Source organism: Ferdinandcohnia jepli, from assembly GCF_047246645.1.
In the GTDB taxonomy this organism is placed as follows: Bacteria; Bacillota; Bacilli; order Bacillales; family Bacillaceae_L; genus Ferdinandcohnia.
This window is the reverse complement of record NZ_JBFOKR010000012.1, coordinates 51528-64100: the sequence shown is the minus strand read 5'-3', so window position 1 is coordinate 64100 and position 12573 is coordinate 51528. Positions and strand designations below refer to the sequence as shown.

The 12573-nt window shown below is 36.1% G+C and carries 13 protein-coding genes; 2 read left to right on the top strand and 11 right to left on the bottom strand.

Annotated features, from left to right (window positions below; genetic code table 11):
- The first annotated feature begins 3 nt into the window (after nucleotides 1–3).
- On the top strand, nucleotides 4–171 hold the full coding sequence (locus tag AB3M96_RS13985; protein WP_412968243.1) for a hypothetical protein: 168 nt from the start codon (nucleotides 4–6) through the stop codon (nucleotides 169–171).
- Nucleotides 172–239: 68 nt separating this feature from the next.
- A complete protein-coding gene (locus tag AB3M96_RS13980; protein WP_412968242.1) occupies nucleotides 240–383 on the top strand; it encodes a hypothetical protein in 144 nt (47 codons plus the stop codon).
- Nucleotides 384–418: 35 nt separating this feature from the next.
- On the opposite strand, the gene glgA is transcribed toward AB3M96_RS13980, so the two are convergent.
- The 11 genes from glgA to larC form a co-directional block, all read right to left on the bottom strand.
- Nucleotides 419–1861 carry a glycogen synthase GlgA gene (glgA, locus tag AB3M96_RS13975; RefSeq protein WP_412968241.1) on the bottom strand — a complete coding sequence of 481 codons (1443 nt, stop codon included), beginning with the start codon at nucleotides 1859–1861 and terminating at the stop codon, nucleotides 419–421.
- 12 nt (nucleotides 1862–1873) lie between these two features.
- Nucleotides 1874–2980, bottom strand: a complete 1107-nt coding sequence (glgD, locus tag AB3M96_RS13970; RefSeq protein WP_412968240.1) for a glucose-1-phosphate adenylyltransferase subunit GlgD — start codon at nucleotides 2978–2980, stop codon at nucleotides 1874–1876.
- 34 nt (nucleotides 2981–3014) lie between these two features.
- A complete protein-coding gene (locus AB3M96_RS13965; protein WP_412968239.1) occupies nucleotides 3015–4169 on the bottom strand; it encodes a glucose-1-phosphate adenylyltransferase in 1155 nt (384 codons plus the stop codon).
- Nucleotides 4166–6109 (bottom strand): 1,4-alpha-glucan branching protein GlgB, encoded by a 1944-nt coding sequence (glgB, locus tag AB3M96_RS13960; RefSeq protein WP_412968238.1) that lies wholly within the window; start codon nucleotides 6107–6109, stop codon nucleotides 4166–4168. The genes AB3M96_RS13965 and glgB overlap by 4 nt, the downstream gene beginning before the upstream one ends.
- 550 nt (nucleotides 6110–6659) lie before the next feature.
- Nucleotides 6660–7673 carry a glycoside hydrolase family 15 protein gene (locus AB3M96_RS13955; RefSeq protein WP_412968237.1) on the bottom strand — a complete coding sequence of 338 codons (1014 nt, stop codon included), beginning with the start codon at nucleotides 7671–7673 and terminating at the stop codon, nucleotides 6660–6662.
- Between the two features lie 319 nt (nucleotides 7674–7992).
- Complete coding sequence (locus AB3M96_RS13950) at nucleotides 7993–8478, bottom strand: GNAT family N-acetyltransferase (protein WP_412968236.1); 486 nt, start codon at nucleotides 8476–8478, stop codon at nucleotides 7993–7995.
- A gap of 92 nt (nucleotides 8479–8570) precedes the next feature.
- Nucleotides 8571–9077, bottom strand: a complete 507-nt coding sequence (locus AB3M96_RS13945; RefSeq protein ID WP_412968235.1) for an MltG/YceG/YrrL family protein — start codon at nucleotides 9075–9077, stop codon at nucleotides 8571–8573.
- Nucleotides 9070–9453, bottom strand: a complete 384-nt coding sequence (locus tag AB3M96_RS13940) for a hypothetical protein (RefSeq protein WP_412968234.1) — start codon at nucleotides 9451–9453, stop codon at nucleotides 9070–9072. The genes AB3M96_RS13945 and AB3M96_RS13940 overlap by 8 nt, the downstream gene beginning before the upstream one ends.
- Nucleotides 9454–9689: 236 nt before the next feature.
- Nucleotides 9690–10667: a ring-cleaving dioxygenase gene (locus AB3M96_RS13935; RefSeq protein ID WP_412968233.1), complete on the bottom strand. Its 978-nt coding sequence runs from the start codon at nucleotides 10665–10667 to the stop codon at nucleotides 9690–9692.
- A 199-nt stretch (nucleotides 10668–10866) separates the two neighbouring features.
- On the bottom strand, nucleotides 10867–11784 hold the full coding sequence (locus tag AB3M96_RS13930; RefSeq protein ID WP_412968232.1) for an aldo/keto reductase: 918 nt from the start codon (nucleotides 11782–11784) through the stop codon (nucleotides 10867–10869).
- 150 nt (nucleotides 11785–11934) lie between these two features.
- Nucleotides 11935–12414, bottom strand: coding sequence for a nickel pincer cofactor biosynthesis protein LarC (gene larC, locus AB3M96_RS13925; RefSeq protein ID WP_412968231.1), 480 nt, complete (start codon nucleotides 12412–12414; stop codon nucleotides 11935–11937).
- Between the last annotated feature and the right edge of the window lie 159 nt (nucleotides 12415–12573).

Genomic DNA, 12573 nt, shown 5'->3' with positions numbered 1-12573 from the left:
GGTATGTATTATTTTAATCAAGAGGTTAAGTTTTTGTTGATGAATAACTCTACAAAAAAGGTTGACCTTGTCTATAATGTCAATGATCAATCCTTTGAAATGCCTGAGATTGGGCCAAGACCACCGTATTACTATAATCCTAGATATGATTTTTACTATCCAGTAATTTAACACAATTGTTATAAATAATCTTGTTCATGGGGAATCTACCTTCAAGAAAAGTTTGGGGTGAGGTCTCCATGGTAGAAAACCAAAATGAACAAAATGAATCTAAGATGACAGATGAAAACCCAGTACGTGATCGAATTAAACAAAAAAACTCAACTGATTTTAGCAGCTCCTCGTTTCGCCGTATTGCATTAACACAGCTTGGCCGTAAATAGGTAAGAAAAAACGTTAGGAGCTAATCCTAACGTTTTTAACTGTATGTCTTATTAAAAAGTACCGCTTCATATAAAGCTTTATACTCTTTTGCGGATGCCTTCCAACTGAAGTCCAAATTCAATGCTCTTTCGATAAGCTCTTTCCACTTCTTTGGCTGGAACCGATAAAACCAAATCGCCCTTTCAATTGTATAAAGCATATCGTGCGCATTGTAGTTCGTGAAACTAAATCCATTCCCATAATCAGTGAATTCATTGTAAGGAATTACGGTATCTTTTAGACCACCAGTTTCCCTAACAATAGGCAAAGTTCCATAACGGAAAGCAAGTAATTGACCAATTCCACATGGTTCAAACTGAGACGGCATTAAAAATAAATCTGATCCTGCATAGACTTTTCGGGATAATCCTTCATCGAATAATAAATTAGCGGAAACCTGAGCGGGATATTTTTCGGCTAATTCACGAAAGGCATCTTCATATCGCGATTCCCCTGTTCCAAGTAAAACAAATTGTACATTTTGTTTAATTATTTCTTCAAAAACATGTAAAACAAGGTCAATCCCCTTTTGTTCTACTAATCTGGTTATCATCGAAATGACAGGGATTTTTGGATTAACTGGAAGTCCGAGCTGTTCTTGTAAAAGTCTTTTATTCTCAGCTTTTCCTTCATACGAATCATAGTTGATAAAGAGATTAGGATCAGTAGCGGGATTATATTCATGAGAATCAATCCCATTAACAATCCCACATATATCACCGCCACGCTTACGCAAAAAACCATCAAGATTTTCTCCGTAATAAGCGGTTTGTATTTCATTTCCATAGGTTGGGCTTACCGTGGTTATCGAATCAGCAAAGGCTAAGCCGGCTTTTAAGTAACTAACATTCCCGTAGAATTCAACAGCTTCAATATGAAAATATCGATCACTTACGTCTAATAATTCCCCTAATACGTTTCGAGGGTATACCCCTTGGTAGCGAAGGTTATGAATAGTGAAAACTGTCTTTATCTCTTGGTAAAAAGGATGATACTTGTAATGTGCCTGTAATAGTAAAGGAATTGGTCCGGTTTGCCAATCATGACAATGAATAACATCAGGTTTCTCTTCAAGATAAGGCAATGTCTCAAGTACTGCACGTGAGAAAAAAGCAAATCTTTCACCATCATCGTAAAAACCGTAACTTCCATACCTTTTAAAATAATACTCATTATCGAGAAAGTAACATGTAACCCCGTTATATACGATTTTTTCAATACCGCAAAATTGTTTCCGCCATCCAACTGGAACATCAATTATTCGTATTAATTCTAATTTTTCTTTATATGAATCTGCCAAATCACTGTATTTTGGCAAGATAACTGTTACATTTATATCTTCCTTCTGTAATGCTTTTGGTAAAGCACCAATTACATCTCCAAGGCCGCCAGTTTTAATAAACGGAGCACATTCAGATGCGGCAAACAATACATTCATGACTTTCCCCCATTATACGTTCTCCGCTTTTTTTATAACATGAGGATAGAATTCCCCAATTATCACTTTGTCTGGTGTAATATTTACTTGTTTATCCGTTATGACATTTTCCAGATACGTTCCTTCTTCAATAATTCCTTTTTGCATGACGATACTATTTTTCACAGTTGCACCTTTTCTAATTTTTACACCTCTAAATATAATTGAGTTTTCAACGGTCCCCTCGATGTCACAACCGTTAGCAATCAGCGAATTCGTTACTTTCGAGGAGGTTGAGTATTTTACAGGTGGTTCATGCTTTATTTTGGTATAAATATCCCAGGTATCAAAGAAAAACTCTCTTGTTAATTCCGGATTTAGAAAATCCATATTGCTTTTATAATAACTAGAAATAGAATGAATCCATGGCATATAGCCTGTGACACGATAGCTGTTTACTTTTAACTGGTGAAGGTTTGCTTTAACAACATCTCGCAAAAAATCATATTCCTCATTCTCATAGCATTTTGTAATCAGCTCAATTAAAATCTGTTTATTAAAGACAAAGGTTTCTAAGCAAACAGGATCACCGTAAATAGGAGAAGTATATAGCTCTAAATTCATAATGTTTCCTTCAGAATCATGGATACAATTATGATAAATCGGTTTTTCTACAGGCTCCCCATCAAAGTGTTTATACAAAATGGTAATGTCAGCACCGCTTGCACGGTGACTTTTCACGACTTCATTATAGTTAATTTTTGTTACATGATGACCCGGTGAGAAAATCACAGTATCTTCATATGAACGTTGAAAAAATTCAATGTGATCATAGAACTGTTGGATATCTCCTTTGATATTATTATCGGGGTGCACAGGTGGTAAAATGAACAGCCCTCCGTTACGTCGATCCAGATCCCACTCTTTTCCTGAGCCAAGATGATCCATAATAGAACGATATTTATCCTTCGTAAATACTCCGACCTTTTTAATTTGAGCGTTGATAAAATTAGACATTGTAAAATCAATAAGCCGATATCGTCCTCCAAATGGTACAGCTGATAAACAACGATGATGAGTTAGCTCTTTTAAGTATTGTTTCTCGTTAACCAGATTTATAACGCCAATTACACGTTCCAAAAACATCGCTCCTCTGTAGTTATATCTGTGTATCTTACTTATTTACAATAAAGGGTTCTTCCTTATTTGCATCGCCTATTAATGTAATCTTAGAATCTATTGAATCAGAACCTATAACTGCTCCATCCGTAATGCAAAGGTCACTGGCAATTATAGATTTGTATATTCTTACGTTTTTTCCAATTTTGACATTCGGCATGATAACAGAATCCTTTATTACTGTGTTCTCTCCTACTTGAACATTATAGGAAAGTACAGAATGATCTACTGCACCGTGCACGATGCATCCTTCATTTATTAGAGATTGAGAGACTGTGGAATTAGCAGATATAAATTGTGGCGGATGATTTGCAATACCAGTAAAAAATGGCCATCGTGGATCATGCAAATCAAAACCAGGGTTATCATCTAATAAATCCATATGAGCTTCCCATAAGCTTTCGATTGTCCCAACATCCTTCCAATAACTATTAAACTGATAGGCATAGAGGTTTTCTTTGTCAGCCAATAGCTTTGGGATAATATCCTTGCCAAAATCCTTTGTAGATAAAGTGTTCTCTTCATCTTCAATAAGGTATTTTTTGAGAAGCTTCCATTGAAACAAATAGATTCCCATCGAAGCGAGATTGCTTTTTGGATTTGCTGGTTTTTCTTCAAACTCAACGATTCGTTGTTCTTCATTTGTATTCATTAGGCCGAAACGGCTAGCCTCAGACCAAGGAACCTTGATAACAGCAATTGTAGCTGCAGCTGCTTTTTCAAGATGAAATTCCAGCATTTTACTATAATCCATCTTGTATATATGATCACCTGATAATATCAGGACGTATTCAGGGTTATATTGCTCAATATAATGAATATTTTGGTATACAGCATTCGCAGTGCCTTTGTACCATTCTCCTCCATCTTTTCCAAGGTAAGGAGGAAGAACGGTAACACCGCCGCTATTTCGGTCTAAATCCCATGGTCGACCGTTACTTACATAGTTATTCAAAACATGTGGCTGATATTGGGTGACAACACCAACTGTATCAATACCTGAATGAGTGCAATTACTTAATGGAAAATCGATAATACGATATTTACCGCCAAATGGTACAGCGGGTTTTGCTAGAGTTGTAGTTAATTCGCCTAACCGTGAGCCTTGGCCTCCAGCAAGGACAATTGCAATCCACTTCTTTGATCTCATTTTACTTGACTCCCCCTCGATCTCTTCTTCGTAAGTTTTTGAAAAATACTTATAGCTAAAGGTGGAACCTTAATGCTCATACTATATGGCTGATTATGCCAAGGTTCGGAACTTACCAGTGTAGGTTCATTGTTTAGTCGACCTGAACCACCATAGAACTCACTATCACTATTAAGAACCTCGATATATTTTCCTTTAGAGGGAACGCCAATTCGATAATCCTCATATACTTGAGTAGAAAAATTACAAACAACTATTGAATAATCACCTTTACGTTTTCCATGTCTGATAAATGTAAGCACCGATTGTTCATGGTTATCCGGATCTATCCATTCAAATCCAGCTTGCTCGTGGTCAAGTCTCCATAGACTGTGATTTGTACGATAAAAGTGCTGAAGTTCTTTTACATAACTTTGAAGTTTTGAATGTGACTCATAATCTTGTAAGAGCCAATCCAGTTGCTCTAATTCCTTCCATTCAGAAAACTGACCAAATTCTCCTCCCATAAAGAGAAGTTTCTTTCCTGGATGTGTCATAAAGTATCCGTATAAAAGTCGTAGGTTCGCAAACTTTTGCCAATAATCTCCTGGCATCTTATCGAGTAATGACTTCTTCCCGTGTACAACGTCATCATGAGAAAATGGAAGTACAAAATTTTCAGAAAATGCATAAAAAAACGAAAAGGTTAATAAATTATGATGGTAGCGTCTTTCGGAAGGATGATGTTTCATATATGTAAGAACATCATTCACCCAACCCATATTCCATTTGTAATTGAAACCAAGTCCTCCTACAGAGGTGGGTGCACTAACGAGTGGATAATCTGTTGCTTCTTCAGCAATCATTAGGACACCTGGATACCGTTTGAAAATTTCTTCATTCGCTTTTTTTATAAATGCAATTGCTTCTAGATTTTCTTCACCTCCAAACTGATTTGTAAGCTTTTCTGGTTTTGGGTTGTCATGGTTGAGGTAAATCAATGAAGAAACAGCATCAACCCGAAAGCCATCGATATGATAAACATCCATCCAAAACACAAGGTTGGAAAGTAAAAAACTATGCACTTCTGGCTTCATAAAATCAAAGCTATAGGTTCCCCATAATTCTCGGTCTGCTCTACTGGAATCAGCAGGTTCGTAAAGAGGTGTTCCATCAAACCTGCCTAGACCATGGTCATCACGACAAAAATGCACAGGAACCCAATCAAGAATTACACCTATTCCGTGCAAGTGGCATTGGTCAACGAAATACATAAAATCTTCTGGAGTACCATATCGACTTGTAATAGAGTAATAGCCTGTTAATTGATACCCCCACGATAAGTCGAACGGGTGTTCGAATACCGGCATAAGTTCAATATGTGTATAACCATGTTCAAGAATATAGGGTATGAGTTCATCTGCAAGTTCCCTGTAAGTATAAAAGGAACCATCATCCTTCTTTTTCCAGGATCCGATATGAAGTTCGTACATAAGAATTGGTTTGTTATAAGATGATTCCTTATCTCGCTTTGTTAGCCATTTTTTATCATTCCACTCATATTGATTAAGGCGTTTTGTGATAGATGCCGTATTAGGGCGCACTTCAGAATAAAATGCATATGGATCTGATTTAAGTTTTCTCTCACCATTAACATTTTCAATTTCAAACTTATATAGTTCCCCTTCCCCTAAATCAGGAATAAATCCAACCCAAACTCCGGATTGTGGAAGTTTTTTTAGTTTATTCTTTGTTCCATCCCACCTATTAAACTCCCCAACAACAGAAACCTGTTTTGCATGAGGCGCCCATATTGTAAAACGGACTCCAGCTACTCCTTTGTACGTAATAAAATGTGCCCCTTGCATGTTATATGCTTCCAAAAGTGTTCCTTCATGAAAAAGGTATAACTCCAGATCACTCGGAAAAAGGTCTACGTCTAGTTCAGCAATCGAATTCATTAAGATATCCCCCTTTTGTTATATGTGCAGGTGACCTATGTAATACCAGAAATCTAGTTGATTAGTTATATATTTGTAAATTCTCTTTCGTATAGAAATTATCCTTTAGCGAATAATGTTTTTTATTGTCAAATAAAGAGGAATAGGTAAAAAAATATTATTTAACACGCTTGCGAACAGGACGTTTTATTTGTAATCGTTTTCAACAAATAGTTATTTAGTCACATATTATAAGATTGAGGTTAGAAATTTAATTATTTCAATATAATATTATGAATCTACATTCATTTATTGTTTTTGTTATCTTAATATAGTTTTTTCGACGATAAAAAAAGCCGCTTTACGCAGCTTTTTAACTTTATTCAGCAGAAGTCCCCTACTTCTATAAGTGGGGGATGAATGCAAAAAGAGTATACAATTAAGCCGGGGTTCAAACTCCGGCTGAATAAAGTTAAAGCCTCCGGCGGATGCCTCGATTTTTAAAAGGAAATTTTTCGAGCAAGCTCGAAAAAAATCGGGCGCATATACGCCAAGGCGCATTTGATAAAGTCTATGATATTTTTTCTGTAATTACATGTTCCATCTTAAAGAGGAATTCATAGGATAGTGAGACTGACCAGGCGAGTGGTGTATTTCCATTTGGGTGATTTGTACCACCAACATATAATTCCGGTACCTCCCAGTTGTCCGGAATAATTCGCTTTGTCTTACCAACGTATTCCTCGGCCTTATCAAATAAACCAAGTTCTAAGTAACAAAGACCTAACCATGGAAACCCGAAACACCATTCTGCCTCACTACCTTGATTATAATATTGATCATTTTTGTAACGAATAACCCCGTGTCTACGCTCAAGTTTAGATGAAACATTATCTACAATTTTTATTGCTGTTTCTCTATCAACCACACGGTATGGATACACCAATGATAATAATGCTAAATCTGTATCTTTTGTTTTGCTTTCTCTAGGTAAAAGGTCTTTTAAGGCCTCTTCCCCTTTTCGAATTAGGTCTTCTTTTACGTTTACAAGGATTTTTACTGCGTGTAGACCAGCAATACAAGCTCCAAGACTAGAAGCATGGACTTCCATATTTTCTTCCCACATTCCATTATCTGCTGCATGCCAATACTCAAGACATTCGAGGTAATCAACGAGCTTTTGAATAATTTCTATATCTTTTTCATCACGAATGACTCTTTGACCAAGTCGATAGCCTTCACCTACACCCCATAAAAATGCGCCAATCGCATCATTTTGTGCGTGACCCCATTCTACTGGCATTTCCTTTAACTCAGTTGAATAACGGGAGTGGATATATTCATACAAATAAATTGGTTTCTTATTTCGGTGGATATCTATCTTCCATTCGTATCTTTTAAATAAATCAAATAACGCATGATATGCCTTTGTATAACGTTCCGAAGGTTCTTTCATGAACGGAAGTACTGTGTATACAATGTCCCTTATCCAAACGTAGCTATAATCTTTTGACAAACTAGCTGTATAAGCTCCATTCGGTAAACGCATGCGGTCAAGAACCTGTATGGCTTTATTGGTATACATTTTTGTAACACCCCATTAGCTTTTTTAGTTACATTCATTCTTGACGGAATTCTTATTTGTTAACCGGTAAGGTAATCGTTTGTAAAATATAATAATTTACTTTCAAATAGAGGCTTTCGTAAAAGCTCTCTTCTTCTTACAGATACTATAAGGTATGTTAATAAGGGGAAATTTGATAATCATTGTCTACAAGAAATCAAGAGTTTGAGTAATATGGGCATGATATGATGAGCTTGTTACTAAATTATTATAAAATACATTCGATTTGCAAAAAAAAAAAAGCTTGGTTTAAAAAATCATACCAAGCCACATATCATGTCTATAAAATTTTTACCATGTTAAACCATACTTCCCCACCATGGACTGAATTGGAGATACCTTCGTTTTGATATCCATTTCTTTCATAGAAGGTAACTAATTCTTCTTTACAGGTCAAAGTTATGGTTTGGCGTTGCTTCGTTTTTGATATTTTTTCAATATGGGTTAGTAACGCTGAAGCAACACCCTGCTTTTGGTAATTGGGAGATACTGCAAGTCCAAGGATACTTTGATGGCCTCCAGTTGCTTTGTTCGTATTCACATCACGAAATAAATTGTCTGTAATGTACTTGTTTTCGATGACAGGCCCGTTCACAAAGCCAATTACCTTGTCATTTTTTTCAGCGACAAAAAAGCTATCTGTGATTTTTTGTATTCTATTTACAAATGCTTCTTCTGAAGCGGCCTCTTCTTTTGAAAAGCAGAGATGCTCAATTCTTATAAGGGTTGGTAAATCATTCATATTTACATTGCGTATCATAAGCATAATTACCCTCCAAGGTGTATTCTATATTTATCATAATCTTTTTAAGTATACTAAAAAAAGACCAATTAGCAGTGAAATTGGTCTTTTAGTGATTACCTATTAAAAATCTTTGAGATTATTTCATCTGTAGTCATCGTACTATCGATTTCATAGGTACCTAACTTTAGATATTTTGCTACTCCCTTGTCTTCTACTATAAAAGTGAAGTCCCAAGCATCTTCGATGATATTTGCTGATACAAGCGCCTTACCTACATCAAAACTTGTCATACCTTCTGAAACTGTAACAACGGTACGAAATACTTCCTCTCTAGGTTCTTCAGCTTTTTTTTCAGTAGTTGTATCTTCGGTAGCTTCTTTTTTCTCTTCAGTTTTTTCTTCAGTAGCTGGTTGAACTGCAGCAGTTAATTCGTTCCATTCTGTCTCAGTATGAACAACATAACCATCTGCCTGTAATAATTTTGTCATTTCCTCAACTGTTGGTTTTTCTTCGGCTTTTGTGGTATTTGTTTTATCAGGGCCGACAAAATATACGAGTGCACAAACACTTGCAGCAACCAACAATCCAGATGCAAAACTTCTTAAAATTTTATCAGTCATTTGCTACTTGTCTCCCTTCCTCTTTTTGCTTCATAAAAGGAGAAAGTAATTCTTGGACTTCGATTTCTGTCATGTCTTTTTCAGTAGCTATGCTTGAAAGGGAATACCCTCTTTTGTATAAATCAAGTGCTTCGCGTAACAGAATTCTTTGCTTTCGATCTGTTGTATCAATTCCTGCTTCATTTGCAAGAATCTCTGAGTCTAGCTCTATATCTCTCATTTGCTGTTGTAATTTATTAATCTCTTCCATAAAGCTGATTGAATATAGCTCAAGTTCTCTATGCTCGGCCTTCTTAGCTTTTTTCGTTAATGTATAGGATAAAATGAGCAACACTGCTGCTGCACCAAATAATATGACTAACGCCCATTCCATCATGAACGGAACCTCCTTTATTTTTAGAAAAAGTTGAATTACATTTAGTTATTATACAACGAAATAAGACAAATTTCGATTTAATTCGAGAAAATCCTTCGATAGTTTGGGGGAATGGGAAACATTACCGAAAAGCAAGGATAATATAGTGTCGAAAGTCCTATGTACAAGAATAATTGGTGAGGTAGTAATATGTCAAAAAAAGTCCTTCAAGATGAAGGACTTAATGTCATTGTTACTTATTCTTTTGTAAACTCAATTGTACTTCTAACAGTATTAATTGGGCGAACCATTTTCTCAATGGCTTCGCGTTTCGATTCTAAAAATGGAGGTAGTGACAACTTCTCTCCTAGTGTTTCATAAGGTTCATCTCCCATAAAGCCTGGTCCATCAGTCGCAAACTCAAATAAAATTTGAGGAGCCATGTTTGAATATAAAGAACCAAAGAAGAAACGATCAACAAAACCGGACGTTTGGAAGCCAAAGCTTCTAATACGTTTATCCCATTCCTCGATAGCGGATCGATCTTCTACGCGGAAAGCTGCGTGATGAACAGTACCAAATCCCTGACGTGCTGGAGGAAGAACAGTGTTGTTTTCTACAATAACTTGTGCTCCGTTTCCACCTTCTCCTACTTCGAACAAATGATGAGGGCCTTCTTTAGCAATTTCCTTAAATAGTAATACCTTCTCCATCATTTCCTTGAAAAAGTCAAAATGGGCAGTCCGCACAAATAGTGGTCCTAAACCAGTGATTGCATATTCAAGTGGGATTGGTCCTTTTTGCCATGGAGTACCTGAAGGAACACCCTTATTGTTTTGGTCTGATATTAGTTGGTATTGCTGGTCATCGAAATCAACAAACGATATTGTTTTTACACCAAACTGTTCCTTTATTCCAGTATGTTTAACCTGTAGACGATCAAATCTCTTTTCCCAATATTCTATTGCAGCGTCTGTTGGCACTCTGAAAGATGTTTTTGAAATCTCATTCGTTCCATGGGTTCCTTTAGGTATACCAGGGAAATCAAAAAATGTCATGTCCGTTCCTGGATTTCCTGTGTCATCAGCAAAGAATAAATGATACGTTTGTATGTCATCCTGGTTTACAGTCTTTTTTACGAGTCTCATCCCTAATGTATATGTGAAAAATTCATAGTTTTTTTCAGCACTGCTTGTAATAGCTGTAACGTGGTGTATTCCCTTTAATCCGTTCATCATTCAACCTCCGTATTTAAGTATACTTATATTTTCCTTTTTAATGGGCAATTACTCTACTTTCTAATACCTTTAATTAAAATATCTTTAACTCAAGATAAATTTATCAAAGAGACTCGGATTTGTCAAATAGTGATTAATTTTATTCAAGTAAAAAAGGGTGTCAATAAAGACACCCTTTATGCAATACTCTATATGTTTATGGTAGTACATTCCCTGCTGAACGATAAATCTCATACCATTCTTCTCTTGTTAGTGTAATATTTGAAGCCTCGGCAATATCCTTTAAACGTTGTGGGTTCATCGAGCCAACTACAGGTTGAATGCTAGCCGGATGACTTAAAATCCAAGCTATTGCAATAGCAGAATCTGTTACCCCTTTTTTCTCAGCAAGTTCCTGTAGTTTAGCATTTACTTCTGGATAATCCTTATTTCCCATGAAGGTCCCTTCAATCATTCCGTATTGAAATGGTGACCAGGCTTGAATTGTCATGTCGTGAAGGCGGCTATATTCCAAGATGCCACTTGCTCGAACAACAGAAGGATCATTTTGCATATTCACATTAAATCCTGCATCAATCATTGGAGTGTGCATAATACTTAGTTGTAATTGATTAATGATTAAATGTTGTTTAACATTCTTCTTTAACAATTCAATTTGCATTGGGTTTTGATTGCTCACACCAAAATAACGAACTTTCCCACTTTCTTTTAAAGAAGTAAATGCTTCTGCAACTTCCTCTGGTTCCATTAAAGTATCAGGACGGTGTAGAAGTAAAATATCTATGTAATCTGTGTTTAATCTCTTAAGACTTCCTTCAACGGATTGAAGAATGTGTTCCTTCGAGAAATCAAAAAATCCTTTGCGTATGCCACATTTTGTTTGAAGTATTATTTGCTCTCGATTAATTGAAGACTGCTCAAGTGCTGATGCAAATACCTCTTCAGATTTGCCCCCACCATAAATGTCTGCATGATCAAAAAGATCAATTCCAGTTTCAATTGCGGTTTCGATAACTGTTGCTGCTTCTTGACTAGTTAGACTAGACATACGCATACAACCTAAAGAGATTTCTCCTGCTTGTATATCACTAGTACCTAAATTTAATTTTTTCAAAAAGTACAACTCCTTAATTAGAATAAGTTCATTTTATCACTTAAATATATCGGCTCCAAAATAAATGATTGAACATTTTGTAACATTGGGACACAAAATACCCCATACTAGCTAGTATTACTAGTAAGGGGTAACATACATACAGCTTTTTTATTCTCCGATAACAACTCGAAGTACATTTGGACAATCTTTAAACGTTTTTGTACCAGCGCCATATCCAATGGAGGAAACTTTCATTGAAGGTATGCTGCAAAAATCTTCTGCTAGTACTGCTACAATTCCAGCACCTGTCGGAGTTGTTAGTTCAAAACGAACTTCACTATGCTCGATAGGTACTCCTCTTAAAATCTCAAGTGTTGCTGGTGCAGGAACTGGGTAGATTCCGTGGTCAATATGTATTTTACCTGTACCAACAGGAATTGCTGAAGATTTTATAGTTGTTATTCCTAACTCATTTATAAGAATAGCAGCTCCCACAATGTCTATGATTGAATCTACAGCACCTACTTCATGGAAATGAACATCCTCTAATGGAAGTCCATGAATTAAACCTTCCGCTTCACCAATTTTACGAAAGATTTTTAATGAAGTTTCTTTAACATCAGAAGAAAGTTCTGATGTCTCAATCATTCTCACAATGTCTTTATATGACCTATGGGAATGGTGATGACCATGTTCATGATGGTGATCGTGTTCGTGATGATGACCATGTTCGTGATCGTGTTGATAATCATGTCCGTGATGGTGATCGTGATCGTGTTGATAATCATGTCCGTGATGGTGATCGTG

Coding starts and splice junctions, on each gene's coding strand:
- AB3M96_RS13985 (WP_412968243.1), top strand. CDS start 4: ATGTATTATTTTAATCAAGAGGTTAAGTTTTTGTTGATGAATAACTCT.
- AB3M96_RS13965 (WP_412968239.1), bottom strand. CDS start 4,169: ATGAGATCAAAGAAGTGGATTGCAATTGTCCTTGCTGGAGGCCAAGGC.
- AB3M96_RS13935 (WP_412968233.1), bottom strand. CDS start 10,667: ATGAACGGATTAAAGGGAATACACCACGTTACAGCTATTACAAGCAGT.
- AB3M96_RS13940 (WP_412968234.1), bottom strand. CDS start 9,453: ATGATGGAATGGGCGTTAGTCATATTATTTGGTGCAGCAGCAGTGTTG.
- AB3M96_RS13950 (WP_412968236.1), bottom strand. CDS start 8,478: ATGCTTATGATACGCAATGTAAATATGAATGATTTACCAACCCTTATA.
- glgB (WP_412968238.1), bottom strand. CDS start 6,109: ATGAATTCGATTGCTGAACTAGACGTAGACCTTTTTCCGAGTGATCTG.
- AB3M96_RS13955 (WP_412968237.1), bottom strand. CDS start 7,673: ATGTATACCAATAAAGCCATACAGGTTCTTGACCGCATGCGTTTACCG.
- AB3M96_RS13980 (WP_412968242.1), top strand. CDS start 240: ATGGTAGAAAACCAAAATGAACAAAATGAATCTAAGATGACAGATGAA.
- larC (WP_412968231.1), bottom strand. CDS start 12,414: ATGATTGAGACATCAGAACTTTCTTCTGATGTTAAAGAAACTTCATTA.
- glgA (WP_412968241.1), bottom strand. CDS start 1,861: ATGAATGTATTGTTTGCCGCATCTGAATGTGCTCCGTTTATTAAAACT.
- AB3M96_RS13945 (WP_412968235.1), bottom strand. CDS start 9,077: ATGACTGATAAAATTTTAAGAAGTTTTGCATCTGGATTGTTGGTTGCT.